A 23,402-nucleotide genomic window follows, 5' to 3' on the forward strand; every position below is an offset into this window, starting at 1 on the left:
CTAAAGTGCCTGCCTAACCTCAGCCGTCCCTGCGGGACGAAAGCAATACCCGGCCTTGTCTCCTCAACTAAAGGGCAGTGGGGTAAAACCCTGGGCTAAGGTCTGCCGGCCCGTTGGGCCTGAGACAACATTTTACCTCGATGGCCATCTAAATGGTATAAGCCGCTTCGGGGCGGACGCGGCGGCATGTCGGCTACTCCTCACCATTGGCGGTTACCGGCTGCGGCCGATTCCTGCGGAGAAGCGCAGCACCTAACGCCTCGATCCGCAAGGGCTTGCTCAGGTAATCATCCATGCCCGCCAGCAGGCATCGCTCCCGATCCCCGACCATGGCGTGAGCCGTGAGCGCAACGACCCAGGTCCGTCTGAGCAGGCCGAGGGCTTCCCGGCGCCGGATTTCGGCTGCGGTTTCGTAACCATCCCGCCCCGGCATCTGGCAATCCAAGAGCAGCGCCTCATAGGTGCTGCGCTCCAGGGCCGCGAGCGCTTCGTCGCCGGTGCCCACCACATCGGCCGAATAGCCCAGTTTGCGCAACTGCGCCAGCGCCACGCGTTGATTGACGGGGTTGTCTTCCGCCAGCAGGACCCGGCCGGCAGGCCCGCCCTCCCCGGGTGTTCGGGACGGCGCGGCCGCCGCTGAACGCGGCAAAGCTTGCGGTTCGAGAACCTCGGTCAGGCAATCCATAAGGCTGGACTGGCGCACGGGTTTGGAACGCCAGGCACCAATGCCGGCGGCCCGGAGCGCCTCCGCAGCCGGCGTTTTGCCAAAGGGCGTCAACAGCACCAAACGCGTCGCGGCCAGGCCCGGCTCCGCTTTGACGGCCCGGGCCAGGGACAAGCCGTCCGTCTCCGCAATCTCAAGATCAAACAGCATCAACCGATAAGGGTCCGCCTCGGTCACGGCGCGCCGCAGGCGACTCAGGGCGTCTTCGGCGCTGCGGCACGCGTCGGCCCGCAGGCGCCATGCCGCGAGTTGCCGGCAAAGCAGTTCGCGCCCGGTGGCGTTGTCGACCACGACCAGCGTGCGCGCGTCGAGCAAACCTTCATTTAACTGCGCGCTCGGGGCCGCCGCGGGCTGTTTTGCCAATCGCACGAGGAACCAGAACCGCGACCCTTGACCCGGAGTGCTTTCCACGCCGATGCAGCCGCCCATGCGTTCCACCAGTTGCCGGCAGATGGCCAGACCCAAACCCGTTCCGCCGAACTTGCGCGTCGTCGAACTGTCGGCTTGCACAAACGCCTGGAACAACCGCCCCTGGGTTTCGCGCGAAATGCCGATGCCGGTGTCCCGGACCTCGAAGCGCAGCAGCGCGTCGGCCGCCGTGTCGTGCTCGCACGTTACCCGTACGGCCACCTCGCCGGCAGCGGTGAATTTTATAGCATTGCCGACGAGGTTGGTCAGGACCTGGCGCAGCCGGCCCGGGTCGCCCCGCAAACAGGTGGGCACTTCCGGCGCGACGCCACCGACGAGCTCGAGCCCTTTGCCTTGCGCCTGGCTCGCCAGCGTCTCCAGGGTGTCCTCCACCAGCCGGCGCAGATCGAAATCAAGCGCTTCAAAGTGCAGCTTGCCCGCCTCGACCTTTGAGAAGTCCAGGATGTCGTTGATCACAGTTAAGAGGGCTTCACCGCTGGTGCGGATGGTCTCGGCAAGCTCACGCTGCTCCGGCGTAAGGGCCGTGTCTAGGAGGAGCCCCGCCATGCCGATGACGCCGTTCATGGGCGTGCGGATCTCGTGGCTCATGTTGGCCAGGAAATCGCTTTTGGCGCGGTTGGCCGCTTCGGCGGCCGCCTTGGCGTCGCGTAAAGCCTGCTCGGCACGTTTGTGCTCGGTGATGTCGATCACCATGATGCCTGCCGCTTTGACCTTTCCGTCGGCTCCTTTGATGGGGAAGTAAGAGCATCGCCTGCAGCGTTCCCCGGGGAAACCGGGGTTTTCGGCAGTGATCTCCACGTCGAGGATGGGTTCGCCGGTGGCGAACACTCGCTCCAAGATGGCCTTAAGCATCGGGACTAGCCGTGCAGGCACGACATCCAGCATGCGTTTACCTGCATGTTCGTGCGCAGGCAGCCCGCTCATAGCGGCTAAGCGGCGGTTGACTTTTATGTACCGCAACTCAGGGTCCACCAGTGAGATGGCAACCGGCGAGGCGTCGAAGTAAGCATCCAATTGCGCTTCCCCTTCCCGCATTGCCTCTTCGGCCTGTCTGTGTTCTGCAACTTCGGCCGTCAGTTGGGCCGTGCGCTCCTGCACCCGCTGCTCCAGGGATGCCAGTCCGCTGCGCAGCGCCTCTTCGGCTTGCTTTCGCGCAGTGATGTCTCGGGCAATTTTCGATGCACCGATGATGCGCCCGCCGCTATCCCGGATCGGCGAGATCGACAAAGATACCGGAACGAGGCTGCCGTCATGGCGACGGCGCACGGTCTCATAATGCTCGATCCGTTCACCACCGCGCAGACGCGCGAGAATCTGCGCCTCCTCTCCGCGCCGGTCGGGCGGGATCAGCAGCAAGATGGATTGGACGATCACCTCGTCCGGGCGATAGCCAAAGAGGCGTTCGGCACCCCGGTTCCAGCTCCTGATCGTCCCATCGAGGGTCTTGCTGACAATCGCGTCGTCACTCGCTTCAACGATCGCGGCCAGTTGCCCTCGGGCGTGCTCGGCCGCTTTAAGTGGAGTGAGGTCGGTGTCGATCTCCAAAGGTGAACGGGCGCGCCCGCCGCATCGCGATGGAGCACCCAGCGGCTGGTGATGCTAAGCTGCTCACCACCCCGCTTGCGGCACACCAACTCGCCTTCCCAGTGGCCGGTACAGCGTAGGGCCGCTTCAATGCGCGGCAGCGGCTCGGAGAATTCGGTTTGCAACAGCTCATGAGAAAGCCGGCCCAGGGCTTCTTCTTCGCTGAACCCGTAGAGCCGCTCGGCCCCGAGAGTCCAGTGCACGATGCGGTGCTCCAGATCGCGCACAAACACCGGCGCCTGATCCAACAATGCCGCTTGCTCACGAATTTGTTCATTGGCTTGCCGAGCCGCCGCTTCGGATTTGCGGCGCCGCACCAGGTAGAGCAGCGTAACCGCGAGGATGGAACAAGCCAGCGCCATCAGGATGCATGGGGCGGCGTTCGACGGGAGGGCGCAGCCGAACCCGTGCGGCAGGACCCCGGAGGTTAAGAGGAAGCAGCTCATTCAATCTATCCGACTGCGGAGGTCTGCGCGCCGCTTTCTAAGGTGTCGTCGCGCAACGTCAAAAGGCTCAACCGCTACGATGAATTCCTTGAGAAACCCGGAAACAGCATCCAGAAGGAGGATGATAATTGAAATTATTGAAAATCCAAATTTTAAATTCCGGTGCGCGCTCCCGCCGGCCCGGCCATTTAGTTAAGGATACGAGGCCGGGCATGGTCTTCGTCCCGCAGGGACGCCCGAGGTTAGGCAGGTACTTTAGTGCCGGTGCCTGTGCGGGCGTTGCCCAGGGGTTGAGGTGCTCCGCCGGCTTTACACCTATCAGACCGTATAAACGGTCTAGGGGATTGATCGTGATTTTACGGTTACCGAGGGTAAACCCTGGGCTAGGTTCCCTTGGCCCTTCGGGCCGTAAGGCGGTCACGGCGGTCTCCGCGCTGCCCTCAAAAAATGTGGGTAAAACTCAGGGATTCACCCTGGGCTAAGGCTTGGCGGCCCGTCGGGCCTAAGACCGGTTATACGGTCCAACAGGTCTAATGCCGGCAGGGCACCTGGGAAGGAAGTCAAATTATTACGTCTAAAGCCGTCGAAATGATATCAGTGCCTCAGAATGAACCGCGGAAGGGGTGGGATTTGAACCCACGGTACGGTTTCCCGTACGCCTGATTTCGAGTCAGGTGCCTTCAACCGCTCAGCCACCCTTCCTGCGTGGAGTCCGACAGTAACGCGATTTTCGGATTTGTCGAACGCAATGGCGAGCCCCAACCGGGTCGCCCGCCGGCACACCTTCCAGTCCGGGGAACCGGAAACGAAAATACGCGGCTAATAAACCTCTTCCCTTTCCGGGTGCCGGCGTTGTTCGCCGAGATACTCGTAGTTGTCTGATAAGCGGTACATGGTCCGGCGAAATAGCCCCACCACGTTTGGGCGCATCGAATCGAACCACTGCGATGCGCGTACAAACAGCACCACTAAACTAAGCAGCCGGGCCCCGGTGTAAGTTCCGGCCAGAGCATTGGCCCACCCGAGCAGAGAGGGAAGATCGGTGCTGAGCTCGGCCGGTAAACTGATAACGTTCCACCAGCTCGCTGCGAACGCCACGCCGCTCCAACAAATCGCGCGTCGCAGTCGTGGTCTCTGGATGGTCCAGTGAAAGCGCTCCGGAGGGATCGGAAACGGCCGGAAAGTCCAGCTCCTCAGTTTCCACCTGCGCCCGAGCACGACGTATTCGTGCAGGGCGATCAACGGAATCACCACGGCACCCATGACGATCGCCGGAAAAAATGGCAGGCCGCTCAGCCAGTCGCACAGGAGTGCCACTAACCAGCTCAATAAGCCGAAGATGGCCAGCACTTCGACCATAAAGCTATTCTAAAGCCGCCGGGCACGAAAGGGAAGCGGCCCGGCGTATAAAAACACCGATTTGCGGGGGCTCACCCCACGTCTGAGCGCAGCCGGGCCCAACCGGGCCACCGACGGGCGTCAATTCCTCCACCGCCAGCAGCGTCGTCGCGGACCGGTCCGGAACAACCGGGCCTCACTTAACCTCCGAGTGAAGGAACGCCTTCATCTCATCACGGGTGCCGCGGAATGCCAGCAGGCAGCACATCTCCTTGTCCCCGTTGAGACCGCCTACCCAGTATTCCCCCTGGATGATCTCCCACCGGCCAGGTTTGATTTTGACCCCCAACTGAGCGGGCGGAAACAGAAACAAGAGCATTTCCTTCGCGTCGACCACCATGATCTCGGCAACGTCTACGCCGTCAAACTTGGCGACGCGGCAACCGATCGCCTTCAGGTTTGCCAGCTCTTTCGGAACCGAGTAATGCTCCAGGCCGTGTTTGAGAAAGAAGTAGTCCTCGACATCTTTGGCGGAGGCGTTTACCGGCTCAAACTCGTCGCCGTTGAGGCTGTTGGCCGTGTCCAATAACTCCGAAACGCGTTCCGACCCGGTAAAAGAACTCATCCGCTCGGAAATGATGAACCAGCCGATGGCGATTGTGCCGGTGAGCCCGATACCGATGGCAATGAGAATCGTGAGCAGGCGGGCGTGACGCAGCTTTTCTTCTTCCGGGTCGTCATCAGCCGGCTCGTCCTCGGCCACTCCGGCCGGGGCTGCCTGGGGCAGTTCGCCCTCTGGATCCTGGGCCACGGCGCCGCTCCCGGCAGGAGCCTTCAGAGAAATCTCGGCGGACTGGTCGCGCGACCGGGATTCCCGTGAGGTTTCGCCGTACGCGGCGCCGTCCGGCGATTCCACGAGGCCGCTGAGCGAAGCCAGGTAGGCTTGGTCCGGCTGGTTTTCCCTCAACGCACGGCCGATGGGTTGGTCAAAGCGCCGTTGGCGTTCCAAACGGGCGGTTGAGCCCGCCTTTTGCTCGTGGCCGTCGCCCGTCATTTCATCAGGAGGCACCGAATCGTAGGAAGGGCAACCGAGGGCGTCCCGCCAGGCGAACGAACTGCCGGTTTGCGGGCCGGCCGCCGGCCCGGGATCAAACCCCAGGGCACGCCGGCCCTGGGCCACGTACCCGCCAAGGCGCGGCAGGTCGAGCCGGAACAGGCGGCTCAGGGTGGATAACGGCAGGAGTTCCGCGTAGAAAAGGGTCAGGATCGAGCGCTCCGGTTCCGGCAGTTCGTGCAGGCGCAACAGCCACCCGGAAAGCTCCCCGGGAGGTGCCGAGTTCACCGCCGGTACCCGGATGGCATCTTGTAACCATTCGTCCCAATCCTGGGGAACGACGCCGTCAGGCGCGGAGGCCCATCGCTCGACTCCCAGCCGGGTTTGCCTCCTCGCATCGCCGTGAGAACCGGTTTGAATCAGCTGCAACAGATAAAAAGCTTGTAGGTAGTTGCGGACGGACAGAGGTTTCAAAACGCAACCACGCTAGAACGGGTGCGCGAACGGCTCAAGGTAGGAATGTCCGGTCAGGCACGACGATTTGGGAGCCGGATGCCAACGATGCGGCCAGTCAAGCTTGAACACCGCCTCCGAACATGGCACGATGAAAATGTTTTGAGCCAGCCCAAAACGGTTTTATTTGTTTGTACGGGAAATATTTGCCGAAGCCCCATGGCCGAGGGGTTGTTCCGGGCAATGGTGGCGGACCGCAATGATCTCAGGGTTCGGTCAGCAGGGGTAAGCACTTATCCCGGGCAGCCCGCCAGCGGGCATGCCGTCCAGGCGCTGGCTGAGCTCGGGGTCGATATCGCACGGCACCGCAGCACCTCGTTGGATGAAGAGTTGATCCAGGCTGCAACTTGCATCGTGGCCATGACGCGCAGCCACCTTGATTCCATCCTTTACCTTTACCCGGAGGCTGCAGAAAAGACCTTTCTGTTACGAGAGTTCGAGGACAACGCCAACACGCTGGACGTTGCCGACCCGATCGGCCTCGGCTTCGAGGCGTACGTATTCACACGCGAGGTGATCCGCCGTGCATTGCCCGGTATCCTGAGATTCATCGACAGCGGCGCCTTGGACACGGTATCTTCCAGTAAAAACCTGAACATGACGAACCGAGCCGGCAACCAACCTTTGGAGCAAGTTGATCCAGAAATCTACGAGGCAATTCAGGAGGAGCGTAATCGCCAGTTCGAAAACATAGAGCTCATCGCTTCAGAGAATTTTGCCTCGCGGGCGGTGATGGAAGCTCAAGGTTCGGTGCTGACTAACAAGTACGCCGAGGGCTACCCGGGCAAACGCTGGTACGGCGGCTGCGAGTTCGTGGACCGCGTCGAGACGTTGGCCATTGAGCGGGCCCGCCGGCTCTTTGGCGCCGAGCACGTGAACGTGCAACCTCATAGCGGCAGCCAGGCGAACATGGCCGTCTATTTCAGCATGCTGCAGCCGGGTGACTGCATTCTGACCATGGACTTGTCCCACGGCGGCCATCTCACGCACGGCAACAAAGCCAATTTTTCGGGCCGGTTTTACCAGGTGGTTCATTACGGGGTCAGCCGCGAGAACGAGATGATCGATTACGATCAGGTCGCTCGGGCAGCGCGGGACCATCGCCCTAAAATGATCACGGCCGGAGCATCCGCCTACCCGCGGACCATCGATTTCGGGCGACTCCGTGAGATTGCCGATTCCGTAGGTGCGTACCTCTTTGTTGACATCGCGCACATTGCCGGGTTGGTGGCGGCGGGCCTGCATCCGAGCCCCGTCGGCGTTGCGGACTTCGTGACGTCGACCACGCACAAGAGCCTTCGCGGCCCGCGCGGCGGTATCATCATGTGCGGGGCGAAGCACGCCAAAGCCATTGATTCCATGATGTTTCCGGGTGTGCAGGGCGGCCCGCTTATGCACGTTATCGCGGCGAAGGCCGTCTGTTTCTCGGAGGCGCTCCAGTCGGAGTTCCGGCAGTACCAGCAACAGATCACATATAACGCGAAAGCCCTGGCGGCTTCGCTGTCACGTAAAGGTTTCCGCCTGGTTGCGGGCGGTACGGACAACCATCTGATGCTGGTCGATCTTCGTCCGAAAGGCCTTACCGGCAAGGAGGCGCAGGAAACGTTGGATCAGGCCGGCATTACGGTGAATAAAAACTCCATCCCGTTCGACACTGAATCGGTGTTTAAAGGCGGTGGGATCCGCGTCGGTACGCCCGCGGTAACCACCCGTGGTATGAAGGAAGAAGAAATGATGGAGATTGCCGATTTGATCGACGAGGCGTTGCAGGCCCGGAACAACCCTGCAGCCCTCGCGGAAATCCGTGGACGGGTGCGCGCGCTGACGACGCGCTACCCGTTGCCGGGCTGAAAGGGGAGGGAACCGATTGCTTGGATGCGGGCGCCGGCACCGGCTGATGCATTGTGAGGCGGTCTGTTGTCCACGACGTCTCGGTCAATCGTCCTCTCCAGTCGAGGTTATAGGTTATAGAAGATTATCCGTTGCATTCCGGCGCCCACGGGTTGGTTACCGGCGCCGTTTGGGGTCCGCCGGCAATAGTTCTTTTCCGGGGCACTTACCGTTGCCCGTCAGAAGGCAACCCCGGCGCGAGCTGCCCGCCCGCGTCGTCCTGGAAAAGGAACGCGCTGCGTCACCATGAAAACGATTGAGGTTTTTATTTCCGGGTCTGACGATGTTCGAGAGGAACAAGCCGTCGTCGAGCGCGTGATCAGGTCCGTTGCAGCGGAATTTGACTGTGCCGTCAGTGCCGCCCATTCCAGCCGGCTTCAGCGCCTCGAGTCAGCTGATCTGAACGCGACCGCCGCCCTGCGCAGCTCCGCCCAGGGTATACCCTTGCGTCTCTGCTTTTGGGAGTACCAGGATCCGGGCGGCGAGGAGTCGCGGGAGCAGGTGCCCAACCCGGGACAGTTTGATCTGGTTGTCTGCCTGCTATGGTCCCGGCTCGGGCCGCCGTTGGCGCCTAAATTCGTCGGTCCCGATGGCGCCGTGCCCGGGTCAGCGACCGGATACGAGGTGGCTTGGGCACTGGACCAGGCCAGGATCGCACCCGGCCTTCCCGCCCTTCAGATTTACCGGAGACGGTCGGTTCCTGACGTCCCGCTTGAGCCGCGAGAGGCGCGCGAAGCTGCGTTTCGGCGGTGGGACGCCGTGCAGGACTTTTTCGTGACGTGGCAGGAGCGCGCCGGGGAGGCATTTACGCAGAACTGCCACGACTACCGCTGGCTGGAAGAGTTCGAGGCGCTTTTCCGAGCCGAGTTCCGCCGCTTCCTCGCCAGCCGCGCCGGGCGTGAAAATACCCATCGCCCATCCGCGCAGCCGGCGGTTACACCGGCAAACCCGTACCGCGGCCTGTACCCGTTCGACGACCGCCACACGGCATCGTTCCACGGCCGAATGAGATCGACCCGGGAAGCGCTCGACGCCCTGAGGAAACAAGCCGCCGCCGGCCGTCCTTTCCTCCTGGTCCTGGGCCCATCCGGCGCCGGCAAAAGTTCGCTGGTGCGCGCCGGAGTGGTGCCGCTCCTGGTCCGGGTCGGAGTTCCCGGTTGTCCCGGACCCTGGCGGCGCGCGGTCACGCGTCCGGGAGCGGTCGGCAGCGACGGGGATCCAAGCGAGGCGCTGGCGGCGGCCCTGCTTGCGCCCGCGGCCCTGCCCGGTTTGGTGCTGCCGGCGGGAATGCCGGGACTCGACCCGTCCGGATTTGGAAGCGCGGTGGACCAACTCGCCTCCGAGTTGCACCAGAATCCCGCGGCGCTCGCCCGGCGCGTCGAAAAAGCGCTGGATGAGATCAGCCTTGACCGGCTTGACCGCCGCCTCGACCAGCAGGAACGAGATTTTGCCCAGGCCGGCAGGCGCGAAACCGCGGAAATTGCAGCCCAGCCCCGCCTGGCTCAGTTGGGCGCCAAATCCCATTTGGTACTCGTGGTTGACCAGTTTGAGCAGCTGTTCACCACGGGATTTTCCCGCGAGGTTCAGCACCGGTACATCACCGCCCTCGTCGCGCTGGCCCGTACCCGGCGGGTGTTCGTCATCGCGACCCTGTCGAGCAACTTTTACGGGGCCTGCCAGCAGTTTCCCGAGCTGATCGAAATCACGAGCCCGAATGGCAGGTTCGATCTGCAGCCTCCGGCGGCCGATGAAATTGAGCAAATTGTCCGTTGGCGTGCGGAAACTCACGGGTTGCGCTTTGAACGGCACGCCCGGACAGGCCAGGGCCTGGATGACTTCCTGATCCAGGCCGCCCTGGCCAGCGCGGAGGAATTGCCCCAGCTCGAGCACCTCCTTTCACGCCTCTACGTGAGACAGGCCGCACGCGGCGACGGATTGCTCCGGTGGTCTGACTACGCAGAGTTGGGCGGGTTCGAGGGCGCACTCAACCAACATGCGGAGGCGGTTTTCAATTCCCTTCCGCCCGCCGATCAGGCAGCTGCGGATTTCGCCCTTCAACAGCTCACCGCGCCCGCCGGCGGCCACGAAGCCGGCGCGTTATGGACGAAAACCGTCCCCGCCCGGGTACTGGTGTCGACGCGGGCGCCGGGTGACCAGCGGCCAATCTCAGCCAAGGGCTTCGTGGACGCCTTCCTTAAGGAAGGACTTCTGCGGACCAGTAAAGATCCCCGGGGCGAAACCGTCGTGACCGTATCTCACGAAGTGCTGCTGCGTAAATGGGCCCGGCCCCGGTCGTTCGCCCTCGCCAACCGTGAAGCCCGGCCCGCAACGTCCTCGCCCCCCTCGATTTCCCCATCACTGGCAGCGCGCCCGCCACAGCCGAAACCGCCTCCGGAAAACAACCACCGTGGCTCCGCGGGGGTTCCGAAAAGCGTTACGGATCAGCCGAAGCGCGCGGAGGCTGCCGCCGCCGTAACGGGCGCAAAGCGGGCCGCCCGGCTTTTGCCGAGGCTGTGGCCGATCGGTTCCCGGCCGGATTCACCAAAACCGAAGGAGCCCACAAAGCCGTCACCGACCAAGCGTGACCGCTGGGTTCGCCTTCTCGTGCGGTTAATCCCTGTTCTGGTCCTGGTGGACGGGTTCGTTGCCGCGCTCGCCGTTCATCATTGGTTCAAGCGAGCCGCCGCGGATGAAGCGCGGCAGAAACGGGTGGATCAGGCAATCGTGGCGGCTCCCCAAATTCCACGCTATGCCGAGACGCCGGTCCCTTCCGGAACGGCGGAACGCCAGGAACCGGCCGGCGCGAACGGCGGCCAGGAAGCTGCCGGCATCAATCCTGAACCCACCGCTCAGAACACCGCCAAACGCGAACCTGAGCCGGGACCGCCGAAAGGCAGGACCAGGCCAAACCCGCGCGACGGTTTGGATGAGAGCGCTGTGAAACCTCCTACGTCGGATGCCACTGCACCGACGTCGATCCCGAAGCCGGTGTCGCCCCCGGAAGCGAGCGGTAGTTCCAGTCCGGGCAGTTCGCCGACACGTTCTGTTCCCTCAGGCAAAACGCCCGCCGAGCCCTCTGCTCCCTTGATTCCGGAGCTTACGTCCAAACGGCCGAATGGGGCGCTTTCTCCAGCGCCCGACCGCCCATCCCAGCCCGCGGCCGCTCCGGATGAAGAACAATCCCCGCGGGCGGCCAGTCCGTCCCCGCAATCAGGTGACGCTACTCGCCCCATGACGAAGGCCATTATCGCAGCCGTGAAGAACGCGCAGAACGCGCGAGGGGTCGAGTCGCCTCGGGATGCATCCGGCGTCGCCGTGTCCGCGCCCGGTTCGACACCCGCGGCACGACCGGATAAAACGGGTTCGCCCGCCTTGCTCTATAGCGCGGCTGGCGTTGGTTCCGGCGTGCCGGCCGTCGAACCGGCCCCTGTTGCGCCTCCCGCCGCAACACCACCGCAAACGGCTGAACACGCCACCGTTGCTGCAGATCAGTCGCGTTTACGAACTCTGACGCGCGATTACCTGCAGTCGGTCGAAAATAATGATCTCGCCCGGATGGACCAGTTGTTTGCCGACCAGGTTAACTTCTACGGTCAGGGATCTCTGGGTCGAGCCCAGTTGCAGGACTCCAACCAGCGCTATCAGCAACAGTGGCCGGTTCGGAAATGGACCCCGGAGGGCAGCCCCAAAATCTTCGGCCCGACCGGATCAAACATGTACCAGATCCTGCAGCCGTTTCACTGGATGATTTCAAACGGCTACGAAACCAGAAAAGGAGATGCGACCCTGCAGTTGCTCGTCGAAAAAGATGCCGGCGGAAGTAACGATTTTCACATCGTCGCGGTCAGGCAGTTGTCTCGCTGACATCCTTTATCCAGCCGGCGAGGTATCATCGTCTTATATCATTTAGACAGTTACCTTGGTGGAATTTCGACCGGGTTTCAGTCCCGGAGGGGGCGGCAGAACTTAGCCCAGGGTTTACCCTGGGTGACCGTAAAATCACGATCGAGCCCTCCCTCCTAAGGCGTCACGCCGGTACGCCCTCCCTAACAAACGCCCGCTCCGCCGGGTTGGATTTGCTGAAGGGGCGGTAGAATCCGTAAGCAACGCCTTCTACCGCCCCTTCAGGGCTAATTCGGGGGGGAACCGCCTTCCAGGGTAAACCCCTGAGCTTTACCCACATTGTTTGAGGGCAGCGCGGGGACAGCCGTGACCGTCTTTCGGCCCGAAGGGCCAAGAGAACTTAGCCCAGGGTTTACCCTGGGTAACCGTAAAATCACGATCGAGCCCTGAAGGGGCGGCAGAACCCAACGGCAACGCTTTCTACCGCCCCTTCAGGGCTCGATCGGGGGAGGAACCCGTTCCCAGGGTGAAACCCTGGGCTATGTTCCTTTGGCCCTTCAGGCCATCAAACCGTCTCCCCGCCCGTCGTGTCTAGACCCTTTATACGGTATGATAGGTATAAAACCGGCAAGGGCCTGGAAAGAAGACAAGATTTTAGCTCCATTGCCGGCGGAATGGTATAGAGAGACGCGCGGATGCGTGGCGCGTGCCGGGTCTTGCTTGACGGCGGCAGAATTGCGGGTCAGGTCGAGGGGTAAACGCTGGGCTATGTTCTCTTGGCCCTTCGGGCCGAAAGACGGTCACGGCTGTCCCCGCGCTGCTCTCAAAAAATGCGGGTAAAGCTCGGGCCTTAAGGCCGGGGATTCCTTGCTATGTCGCGTCGCTGCGCATTCTCACAAGGCGGTCCCCGGTTCAACGAACCGTGCCCCTCAACAGAGCGGGTCTTACGGGTTCTCCGCAGGCTTTTAGCGATCCCCGGTGCCCCCGGGTACGTTGGAAATCGTGTGCTCGATCTTCTCTCTGCCTTGGTCTTTCCGCGTTTCACCTGCCCAAAGGTTTTCTGGGCAGAACCGGCAACGCCGAGTCTTCAAAGAACTGTCTGGAAGGTTAGCGCAAAAGGATGCCCAAAGTCCACAAACCAAGTTATGGTAACTTCCACCCTCGACCCCGCCCGGAAGGGCGAGGTTTCTTCCCGCTTCGATGAATCGCGAATAACCCTTTCGGGTAAGCAAAATTTGAGCCACTCAGGGTCCCCCTTTCGGGGCAGTGACAAACGGCAGTGGAACCAGTAGGTAAGCTGTGCAACCACGAACCCTGCCGGGCACGACTGAGCAAAATGCCATCTTTCCCGCAGCCTCCCGGCGACGGACCCTCCCCATGAACAACCTGACTCACCGGACGCACGATGTCCCAGCGAAACATAGCGCTCTAACCGCCGGCGGACGCCGTGGCCACCGCAAATATGGCCGCACCCCTCGCTGGGTCCCACTCGCCGTACTGGCCCTGATGGCCCTCGCGGCAGCCTTCGTCAGCGCTTGGCCCGTGCACGCAGGCTTGGTTGAAATGAACCCGCGCGGACTCCCAGGCCGGAACGCAGCAGCCGAGCGGTGGGCGGCACAGCCGGAGCCGGCGGCGTTCGATTGGCTGGCCGCTTCGGGCTTAAACGCCGCTCAAGGGCTGAAAGCAACCTCGGCTGCGCAACGGGGGGTGGCGGCCGCCTACGGCCGGTTGCCTTTGGCGTTTGAGGCCAACGCCGGTCAGAGCGACCCTCGCGTGCGTTTCCTGGCGCGCGTCCCCAACTACGCGCTGTTCCTGACCTCAAGCGCCGAGGCGGTGCTGGTATCCAGCCGGGGCCGGCCCCAGGCGGTGCGCATGGAACTGGTAGGCGCTAACCCTACCCCTGAGGTGCGTGGCCTGGAGGAACAGCCGGCCAAGAGCTACTATTTCATCGGCAACGATCCGGCCCGATGGCGCACCCAAGTGGCCCATTACGGGCGGGTGCATTACGGGGAGGTTTACCCCGGCATTGACCTGATCTACTACGGCAATCAACAGCAATTGGAGCATGACTGGGTGGTGAGCGCTGGGGCCGACCCCAGCCGCATCCAGCTCCGCTTTCCGGACGCGCAGCCCGTGCGGTTGGACCTCGCAACCGGCGACGTGCAGGTGCTCGGGACCCAAGGCAACGTTTGCTTGCAGAAGCCGGTGGCCTACCAATCGGTCGAGGGCAAGCGCGTGCCGGTTGAGGCGCGCTACACTTTGAGCGCTGCCAACCAGGTAGGGCTGGCGTTAGGGCGCTACGATCCATCCCGAACCCTGATCATCGACCCCGTGTTGGCCTACTCCACTTACCTGGGCGGCAGCGACGATGACCTCCTCGAGGCCATTGCGCTGGACTCTCGCGGGGACGTCTACGTAACCGGGGTCACGAATTCGCCCGATTTTCCGCTGGTGCACCCGCTGCCGGCCCCGAATAACGCTTTGCGGGGCGCTGCCGATGCCTTTGTGAGCAAGCTGCACTTTAACGAACGCACCGGCTCCCTGTCGTTGATCTACTCCGCTTACCTGGGCGGCAGCGGCATTGATTACGGGTGGGGCGTCGCGCCGGACCTTTTCGGCAACGCCTACCTCACGGGGTACACCACTTCGCCGGATTTTCCACTGGCGCACCCGCTGCCGGCCCCCAACAATACCCTGCGCGGGACACAAAACGCCTTCGTAAGCAAGCTGCACTTTAACGAGCAGACCGCCACGCTCTCGTTGGCCTACTCCACCTACCTGGGCGGCAGCGCCGCTGACTCAAGCTCCAACCTGGCGGTGGATTGGGCCGGCAACGCTTACGTCATCGGGTCTACCACTTCACGCGATTTTCCGCTGGCGCACCCGTTACCCGCCCCGAACAATGCGCTGCAAGGCAGTCAGGATGCCTTCGTGAGCAAACTGCACTTTGACGGGCAGACCGCCACGCTGTCATTGGTTTATTCTACCTACCTGGGCGGCAGCGGCGACGACGCGGGTGATGCCATTGCCGTGGACCTTCTCGGCAACGCCTACGTTGCGGGGTCCACCGCTTCGCCCGATTTTCCGCTGGCGCACCCGCTCGCCGCCCCCAACAACGCGCTCCGGGGTCCCGGAGACGCCTTCGTCAGTAAGTTGCACTTTGATGAGCGCAGCGGTACGCTCGCGCTGGCCTACTCCACCTACCTGGGCGGCACCGGTGATGACGCGGGCTTTGCCATCGCCGTGGACATTTTAGGCGACGCCTACATCACAGGCTTTACCGGATCGCCGGATTTTCCGTTGGTGCACCCGCTGCCGGCCCCAAACAACGCGCTGCAAGGAAGCCAAGATGCCTTCGTGAGCAAACTGCGCTTTGATGAGCGTAGCGGCACGCTCGCGCTGGCCTACTCCACTTACCTGGGCGGCAGCAGCATTGACTCGGGCCAGGGCATTGCGGTCGACCTTTTTGGCAACGCCTACGTGACGGGAGACACCCAGTCGTCCAATTTTCCGCTGGTGCGCCCGCTGCCGGCCCCCAACAACGCGCTCCAGGGCTCGGATGACGCTTTTGTGAGCAAGTTGCGCTTTGAGGCCTGGACCGGCACGCTTTCGTTAGCCTATTCCCTTTACCTGGGCGGCAGCGGCTTCGATCAGGGCATTGCCATTACCGTGGACCTGGCCGGCAGCGCTTACGTGGCGGGGTGGACCCGGTCGTCCGATTTTCCGCTCGTGCACCCGCTCGCCGCCCCCAACAATGCATACCAGGGTTACGATGACGTTTTCCTGACGAAGATTGCCGGGACGGGACCCGGTGAAGAAGAAAAATAATTGAGGTATGGCGAACGATTCGCCGCTCTGGCGGCGCTTTCTGCCGCTCCTTCAGGGCTCGATCGTGATTTGACGGTTACCCAGGGTAAACCCTGGGCTAATCTGTGCAAATGGCATCAGGCGTCCCTACAGGACGCGATTCTTTAAATGCCCCGTCCGGGGACTGAAGTCCCTGGCTACGATCAGCCGTCCCTTCGGGACGAAAGCGCCCCCATCTACCGGCCCTTAACTAAATGGCAGTCAGATAAAACCCTGGGCTAGGTTCTGTCGCGCCTTCGGGGCTAAAATCCGGTCCAGATTCCACCAGGATAACTGTCTAAATGAGGTAAGACCAGTTCAACAGGGTGCGGAGCATCCGGCAGTAGCCCCGCCCGCTGGAATTCTACCGAAATAACTGTCTAAATCGTATAAGATAGCGATTAGAACCACCTTCTCATCTACAACCGACCCCCAAAAGGAGAACCACCAATGAAAGTGACGCTCAACCCGGCCGCGCGCGATTTGCAGGCCTTGAACCGTGACCCGCGCTACACCCCTTACCAGAAAGCCTTCCCCATCGACGCCGTAGGCGAGTTGGTCTGGCCCAACCTCCTGGGCGGCGACGACCGTGACTGGGTGCCGCAAGGCGACGGCATTGACTTCAAGCCCCTCTGCCTGGGCGTGAGCCAGGGCTACTTTATCAACCGGCTGCGCGTGCGCAAAAGCGGCGTGCTCTCCCGGCATTATCACCCCAATCCGGTGCACGCCTACGTGCTTAAGGGGCGCTGGTACTACTTGGAACACGATTGGGTGGCCGAGGAAGGCGCCTACCTGATGGAACCGCCCGGCGAGACCCACACCTTGGTCGTGCCCGAGGGCGTTGCGGAAATGATCACGCTGTTTCATGTGACGGGCGCCTACGTGTACGTCGACCCCGACGGCAACCCCCAGGGGTGGGAGGATGTCTTCACCAAGCTGGAGCGGGCCCGCCGCCATTACGAACAAATCGGCTTCGGGGCCGATTACGTGAAGCGCTTTATTCGCTGAGCGAACCCGGTAACTGCGCAACGCGAGGGGGCAGGCCCTCCGGCGTCCGCAGGGATTGTCCTCGCGCGCTTCCGGACGACGATTATCCTAACACCCTCCGACGAGATCGCCTCCGTTATGGCTCGCGTGGCGATTGGTTCGTCGTAATAAGGTCCACCTGCGCCGTGCGGCCCGACGTCCCATCCGAATAGCTGACCTGGAAATCGTCGGGTCCGTACGTTCCTTCCAGGGTGAACACCGCCAGGCGCGCGCTCCTCTCCGGATGCAGGCTGTTGGTCACCCAGATGGTTAATTGTTGGTTGGCTTGATCCCAGACGGGCGTGTAGGTTTCGGTCCCGTACGGGTAGGCGCGCATGAACGCGATCACGTCGCCGGCCCGGAACCCTTTGATGGGCAGGCCGAAAGGCAGCACCGTGCTCGGATCGCCAGGTTGATCCACGCCGGATGCAGGAAAGACCAACAGGTAGGACCTGCCCTGCCCAAAAAAGGTGATGCGGCCACCCGTAAGCTGCGCCTCGTCGAGAGGGCTGACGACCTCCACGCCGGCGTTGCAGGCCTGGATGTCTTGGCCGCGCAGGTTTCCCGAAAAGCTCAAGGTCGTCTCGCTGGGTTGGACGGCGTCGCCGCCGTCCAGCACGATGGTGCCGGTGCCGCTGAGGTTAGCGTCGACCTCGACGCGGGTCCGCTGCCCTTCCGCCCCCTGGACGCGGATGACGCCGTTGTTGATGAGGGCGCTTTGGTAACGGCCGGAGCCCGCCGTCTCCCAACTGTGGACCAGCGTGCCGCCCGGGGTGACGGTGATCAGGCCGTTGTTGGTGAAGTCGGCCCAACCCGGATCGCCTGACAGGAGGACGGGTACCGGGGGGCCGCCGGGTTGATAGACCAACGTGTAGCCCCCGGCGCTGGGGTAGATGTGCAACACGCTGCCGCCGGCGATGGTGATGGTGCCGTTGTTCTGCGTCGTGGGCGTGTAGTACAGATTCCAGCCGTCGTCGAGCACGTTGAGGGTCAGCCGGGCGGTGGCCGAGGCGCTGCCGACGTTGATGGTCCCGTTCAAGGCGTTGTTGTGATAGGCCTTGAGCCACGTGCCTTGCTGGTCCAGCCCCCCGCCGGCGCAGTTCAGGATGGTGTCTGCCGCAAAGGTGGTCTGGCCGAGAATGCCGACGATGGGGCTGCCGGGGCCGGCCTCGAAATCGAGGGCCTGCTGGGCGATCGTGTCGCCGTTGGTAGCCTCTGAGTCGGTGAACCAAGGCGATGAGCCGGTGATCAGGGCGGTGTCACCCGGCCCAGGCGCGACGCCGCCTACCCAGTTGGCGCCCGCGGTGTAGGAGCCGTTCGTGCCGGCTTTCCACACGCTGGTGGATGCGGCGGCGGGGTTAACGCCCGCCAAGCCGATCAGGGCCGCCGCGCAAAGGGGGCCGAGGGGCAAGAGGGTTGAGCGGAGCGTGCGGAGGGTCTTGGCCCGTCCTGAGGGATTCGGGAAAGCTGCGTTGAAGGCCGTGCTTAGCATGGAAGTTGTGTTGATGGCGGTTTGGAAGGATGAACGGCTCCCGCCGGTGGCAGTGAGCCGGTTTTGTATGTAGAAAGCATCGCGCGGCCCGAAGTTTCACTTGAGGCCGGGGGAGCTTCGAGCGTCGGGGCTCCCGTTGCCCATGAACCCTCCTCGTCGCCGGCGTTCAGGAACTGCTAAACCGGAGCGCGCGCTCGCTGAGGGACTGACGATCAGCGGGTGCAGCAAGTACAGCGACGCTCGGGGGCGGCGGGAGGTGGATCGCCGGTCGCGGCATCGCGGCCGCGGACCGTACGCAGTGGCCATTAATCAGCGAAAGCTGGCGCGGCTTGTTCAGAAGGATTATCGCGGGTTCGCCCGATCCCGACAGCTGAGCCGGGTCCGACGCTAACACAGGTTTTGATTCCGATAGCCTGGCTTCCGTCTCCCCTTTGTCTTCGGTGATTCATCAAGCTGGGCGCATCCTTTTTTTGACGCCCTCCGGGGACTAAATTGCCTGAATGAAACTCCTGCTCGAAGACCTTGAAATGGATGCGCAGCTGCAACGGACCGTGACGGCGGTCTCGTCCGGTTCCGCTGACCTCGGCGAGGCCCTGGCCACGGCGGCGCGCGTTAGACCCGGTGATTACGACGGCTGGTATTCAGAATGGGCGGTGCTGGCAGAAAAGACGACTCAACGCGCAGGCGATAGCCTTCAGGGTGGCCACCAACTCAGCGCTGCGAGGGCTTTCCTGCGTGCCACCGAGTACTGGCGGCAAGCCATCTTTTTCATCCGTCACGACCTCCAGGACGGGCGCCTGCTCCACGGCTGGCGCGCGCATCGGGCCGCCTTCAGGGCCGCGCTGCCCCACTTGCCCTGGATGGCCACCGTCGCGGAGATCCCCTTCGGCGGCGGCCGGATGACGGCTTATTTGTTGCGGCCGGAGAGCAGGGATGCCCGTCGGCCCACGATCCTTGTACCTCCCGGGTTCGACAGCACCGCCGAAGGCGGCTATGCGTCCACCGGGTACATGGCCCTGCCTCGCGGTTATAACGTGCTGCTCTGGGAGGGGCCCGGGCAGGGCGGCATGCTGTATGAGCACGGCATCCCGATGCGCCCCGATTTTGAGTCGGTGGTGGCGCCCGTTATTGATTGGCTTTTGGAGCAACCGGGCATTGACCCTCGAAGTCTTGTCCTGATCGGCCGCAGCTACGCAGGTTACCTGGCGCCGCGCGCCGCTTCGGCCGAATCCCGGCTCGCCGCGCTGGTGTGCGACCCGGGGCAGGTGGAGTTTGTGTCGCGCATCGTGCCTGCGATGTTCGACCAGGACGCTTGGGCCCGCGTTCTCGCGGCAGACCCCGCAATGGAGGCGGCCCTACATCGGCGACTTGAGGACCCGCGCAAGCGGGAATGGTACGGGGCGCGCATGGCCACGCTCGGCGCCAAGACGCTGGGCGAGTTTCTTCGCATGCAACCCGAGTACACGGTCCAAGACCGGGTGCAGGGGATCCGCTGCCCGACGCTGGTGACGGAGGGCGAAGGCGATTTCGCGTCTCAGAGTCAGTGGCTGTATGATTTGCTGAGTTGTGAAAAGCGCTACCACCGCTTTACGGAATCCGAGGGCGCAGGCGGACATTGCTGCGGCTTGGGAGCGACCCTTTGGGAGAGCGTCACGTTCGACTGGATCGAACAGGTGCTGCGCTCACCCGTATCGGACGCCAACAGTAAATCTCTCGGGCCCTTCCGGCACGAACCAAGTTGACGCCAACCTCGGCGTAGCGTGATCCAGGAGATGGACCACGAAGAAGAGAAGCCTCCCCCCTATGAGAAGAAATCCCCTCGTTATCTGGACACAGGTGATGGCGACCTGTGCGGCCGTATGCATCGGCCAAGTATCGTTGCCGGCTCAAAGCGCGGCACCCGGCAGCCCAGGCGGCAACCCGGATTGGTTGCCGGCGAACAAAAGCGGCTTCGGCACGAGCTATACCACCGCTAGCAACGTCTGGTTCACGCTTCAGGGCGGCCGTTTAAGTGAAGTTTACTATCCTCGGCTTGACACGCCCAGCGTCCGTAACCTCGACTTCGTCGTCACCGATGGGCAGAGCTTTGCGATACGGGCCCAGGACGCGCCCACCTCCACGCGGCTGATGAATCTCGAAGGCCTGACCTTCCAGATCACCAATACCGACACGGCCAACCACTGGCGGCTTACCACGACCTACGTCACTGACCCTGCCCGGGCGACGCTGCTCATCGACGTGGAGTTCACTTCATTGGACGGCCGGCCCTACCAACTCTACGCCGTCTACCAGCCTCAGCTCAATAACCCCCCCTTGAAGGGCCCTTTGAGTGAGTCGGGTGTAACCCAGGATGGCGCCCTGCTGGCCGCCGATGCGCAGATGAAGGTTGCGAGCGCGCTCGTTGCCTCGCCCGCCTTTTCGGAGACCTCCGACGGCTACCTGGGGACCAGCGACGGTTGGACCGACCTGAGCCAGCATTACCGGCTGACCGCCCAATACAGCTCCGCGCCGGCCGGGACCGTGGTGCAAACGGGCCGCTTACCCTTAACCGGCCTTTCGGATCGTCGGCATGCCACGCTCGCCCTGGGCTTCGCCGCCGTCGAGTCGGCCGCGCTCGATACGGCCAACGCCTCGTTGACAACCGGGTTCGAACGGGTCGCTGAAAGCTACGCTCGCGGCTGGGGCCGGTACCTGGACTCGTTGCGCTATGCGCCCCCGAGCCTTTTTACCACCAGCCAGCGCCAACTGTATGCCGTGTCGGCAATGGTGCTCGCGGCCAGCGAGGACAAGACCTATCGCGGCGCGTTCATCGCCTCCCCAACGATGCCCTGGGCCTTCGGGACCGGGCTGGATAGTCCCTCCGATGCCTACCACCTGGTTTGGTCCCGCGACTTGTACGAAATGGTAACGGCGCTTATTGACGACGGAGACCGCGCGGCTGCAGGACGTGCCTTGGATTTTCTCTTCAATGTCCAGCAAAAGGCCGACGGCTCCTTCCCGCAAAACTCGAAGGTCGACGGCACGCCGGTCTGGGGTGGCTTGCAGCTGGACGAAGTGGGCGACCCGATCATCCTGGCTTACCAACTCGGCCGCACGGACGCAGCCACCTGGTCGCACGTCAAGCGGGCGGCCGACTTCCTGGTCAACTTCACAACAACCGACGCGTTCGGCACGCACTCCGCTCCCTACACCCCGGGCGAGCGGTGGGAAAACCAGAGCGGCTATTCGCCCTCGTCTACCGCCAGCGAGATCGCCGGCCTGGTATGCGCCGCCTACATCGCGCAGGCCAACGGTGATGCGGCCTCCGCGCAGCGTTACCTCAGCACGGCCGACTCCTGGCAGGCGCAGCTGGAACAATGGATGGTAACGACCAACGGACCCTACTCCCGTTTCCCATACTACCTGCGCCTCACCAAGGACGGCAACCCCAACGCCGGCACCACCTACAGCCTTGGGGACAGCGGCCCCAGCAGCATTGATCAACGCAAGGTGGTTGACGCCGGCTTTCTTGAGCTGGTGCGCCTGGGGATCCGGCCCGCCTACAACTTCATCATCCTTAACAGCCTGCAGGTCGTCGATGCGCAGCTCGGCACGGTCACCCCAAACGGCATCTTTTGGCACCGCTACAATTTCGACGGCTACGGGGAGACAGATACGGGTGCCCCGTGGAACGTGAACCCACCCGACACGTTCATTACCCATGGCCGGTTGTGGCCCATTTTCGCCGGCGAACGCGGCGAGTACGACCTGGCGGCTTACAATCTGTTCGGGGCCGAAGGGCACCTGATCGCCATAGCGCGGACGGCCAACGAGGGGTATATGCTGCCCGAGCAGGTCTGGGACGACCGGTCTCCGTCGGGCCAGCCCGGCTTTGTGCCCGGCGCCGGCACCACTTCGGCCACCCCGCTGGCCTGGACGCACGCCCAGTTCATCCGGTTGGCCTGGGATATCGCGGCGGGCCGCGTGGCTGAGCAACCTGCGATCGTCGCGGAGCGCTACCTCCACTGCCAGCCTTAGCGGGGCATCCACTGAAAACCGATTCCGGCCTGGCGATTCGAAAGTCCCAGGCCGGGCGCGGCCTTTCAAATCAGGGTCCAGTCGCAACCCTCTTCCGATCGCTTTTTCACTGCCGTTTACACGTGGTCGGCGGATCGGTTTTGGCGTTCCCGTGTTTTCCATCCACATCCTTGCGGCGGTTCAGCAGTTCGGTCTGTTTGTCAGCAAATGCCTTCTGGTCGTCCGAGGCAAAACAGTTGTAGTAGCCTAAGGCCGCGTCGATGATGCTGACGCGGTTGGCGGCCGACATGACGCCGGTTCCGTCCTTCGTCGGCTCAAGTCCCTCCCAATAATATGCCAGGAACTCACGTTTATCCTGGTTCTTCTGGCCCCCCATTCCGTCGCGCTGCTGCCTGACGTGCTGCAGTTCATGCCCGACCTGCAGAACCCGGTGGGCGAAAGCGTCGATGTGCTCGATAAAGTATTTCCCAACGAAGATCTTCCCCTTCAAATCTTTTCCTTTGCCGACCGGACTTGTTGAAAGGCCTTTTTCAGCCTCGCTGTACGTTACATCGCTGACCAGCGATGCATCATAGTATTGGCGCACGATACTTTTGACCGCTTCGACGGCACGATCGCTCAGGGGAACGCTCGTGTCCTTAGCTTTTGTCACGATCGCTTCTGCATGCACATCTCGACCCATAAGGATGTCCTCGTCAGGTGATTCAACGCAGGATGCGGGCGCGGAGCGTGCCGGAATCGGCGGCCGGCAGTAGTGTCGTGTACGGCTGGAGCGGGGGATTGGTCAATACGGGAACATTGAGGTGCATGGCGGGACCTATACAGGGTCCGTCATGCGGCGTAAATGGAACCAAAGATCCAGGGGTGGAATGCCGGCTCATGGGGGCCGGCGCCGGAGGATGCTCCGTACTTGGTTGAATCGGTCTTACACCAAGTTAGATGGCTACTTTGGTGGCATTTCGACCGGGTTTCAGCCCTGAAGGGGCGGCAGAACATAGCCCAGGGTTTACCCCTGAGCTTTACCCACCTTTTTTGAGGGCAGCGCGGGGACGGCCGTGACCGTCTTACGGCCCGAAGGGCCAAGAGAACCTAGCCCAGGGCTTTACCCCCTGCGTAACCGTCAAATCACGATCCAGCCCTGAAGGGGAGCCAGAACCCGCCGGCAACGCTTTCTGCCGCCCCTTCAGGGCGGGGTCGGAG

11 protein-coding genes and 1 tRNA gene are annotated in these 23,402 nt (G+C 62.8%); 6 read left to right on the plus strand and 6 right to left on the minus strand.

Features of this window, described 5'->3' with window-relative positions:
• Positions 1 to 193: 193 nt before the first annotated feature.
• From JO015_01080 to JO015_01095, 4 genes are all read right to left on the minus strand, one after another.
• Entirely contained in the window at positions 194 to 2,698 is a 2,505-nt protein-coding gene (locus JO015_01080; GenBank protein ID MBV9997682.1) for a PAS domain S-box protein, read from the minus strand.
• Positions 2,699 to 3,798: 1,100 nt separating this feature from the next.
• Positions 3,799 to 3,885, minus strand: a tRNA-Ser gene (locus JO015_01085).
• Positions 3,886 to 4,002: 117 nt separating this feature from the next.
• The gene (locus tag JO015_01090; GenBank protein ID MBV9997683.1) at positions 4,003 to 4,542 is read right to left on the minus strand and encodes a hypothetical protein; all 540 of its coding nucleotides are present in this window, start codon (positions 4,540 to 4,542) and stop codon (positions 4,003 to 4,005) included.
• A gap of 175 nt (positions 4,543 to 4,717) precedes the next feature.
• A complete protein-coding gene (locus tag JO015_01095) occupies positions 4,718 to 6,049 on the minus strand; it encodes a hypothetical protein (protein ID MBV9997684.1) in 1,332 nt (443 codons plus the stop codon).
• Between the two features lie 87 nt (positions 6,050 to 6,136).
• Between JO015_01095 and JO015_01100 the strand changes: the two genes are divergently transcribed.
• The 4 genes from JO015_01100 to JO015_01115 all read left to right on the plus strand — a co-directional run bounded on the left by JO015_01100 (position 6,137) and on the right by JO015_01115 (position 16,675).
• Positions 6,137 to 7,939 (plus strand): serine hydroxymethyltransferase, encoded by a 1,803-nt coding sequence (locus tag JO015_01100; GenBank protein ID MBV9997685.1) that lies wholly within the window; start codon positions 6,137 to 6,139, stop codon positions 7,937 to 7,939.
• A gap of 285 nt (positions 7,940 to 8,224) precedes the next feature.
• Positions 8,225 to 11,842: a hypothetical protein gene (locus tag JO015_01105; GenBank protein ID MBV9997686.1), complete on the plus strand. Its 3,618-nt coding sequence runs from the start codon at positions 8,225 to 8,227 to the stop codon at positions 11,840 to 11,842.
• Between the two features lie 1,356 nt (positions 11,843 to 13,198).
• Entirely contained in the window at positions 13,199 to 15,649 is a 2,451-nt protein-coding gene (locus JO015_01110) for an SBBP repeat-containing protein (protein MBV9997687.1), read from the plus strand.
• Between the two features lie 468 nt (positions 15,650 to 16,117).
• Positions 16,118 to 16,675, plus strand: coding sequence for a 2,4'-dihydroxyacetophenone dioxygenase family protein (locus tag JO015_01115; protein ID MBV9997688.1), 558 nt, complete (start codon positions 16,118 to 16,120; stop codon positions 16,673 to 16,675).
• A gap of 115 nt (positions 16,676 to 16,790) precedes the next feature.
• On the opposite strand, the gene JO015_01120 is transcribed toward JO015_01115, so the two are convergent.
• Complete coding sequence (locus JO015_01120; GenBank protein MBV9997689.1) at positions 16,791 to 18,185, minus strand: hypothetical protein; 1,395 nt, start codon at positions 18,183 to 18,185, stop codon at positions 16,791 to 16,793.
• A 500-nt stretch (positions 18,186 to 18,685) separates the two neighbouring features.
• Between JO015_01120 and JO015_01125 the strand changes: the two genes are divergently transcribed.
• Positions 18,686 to 19,927, plus strand: a complete 1,242-nt coding sequence (locus JO015_01125) for an alpha/beta hydrolase (protein ID MBV9997690.1) — start codon at positions 18,686 to 18,688, stop codon at positions 19,925 to 19,927.
• Between the two features lie 97 nt (positions 19,928 to 20,024).
• Positions 20,025 to 22,202: a glucoamylase gene (locus JO015_01130; GenBank protein MBV9997691.1), complete on the plus strand. Its 2,178-nt coding sequence runs from the start codon at positions 20,025 to 20,027 to the stop codon at positions 22,200 to 22,202.
• A gap of 106 nt (positions 22,203 to 22,308) precedes the next feature.
• Here JO015_01130 and JO015_01135 read toward each other — a convergent pair whose 3' ends face one another.
• On the minus strand, positions 22,309 to 22,884 hold the full coding sequence (locus JO015_01135; protein ID MBV9997692.1) for a hypothetical protein: 576 nt from the start codon (positions 22,882 to 22,884) through the stop codon (positions 22,309 to 22,311).
• Positions 22,885 to 23,402: the final 518 nt, after the last annotated feature.

The organism is Verrucomicrobiota bacterium (genome assembly GCA_019247695.1).
In the GTDB taxonomy this organism is placed as follows: domain Bacteria; phylum Verrucomicrobiota; class Verrucomicrobiia; order Chthoniobacterales; family JAFAMB01; genus JAFBAP01.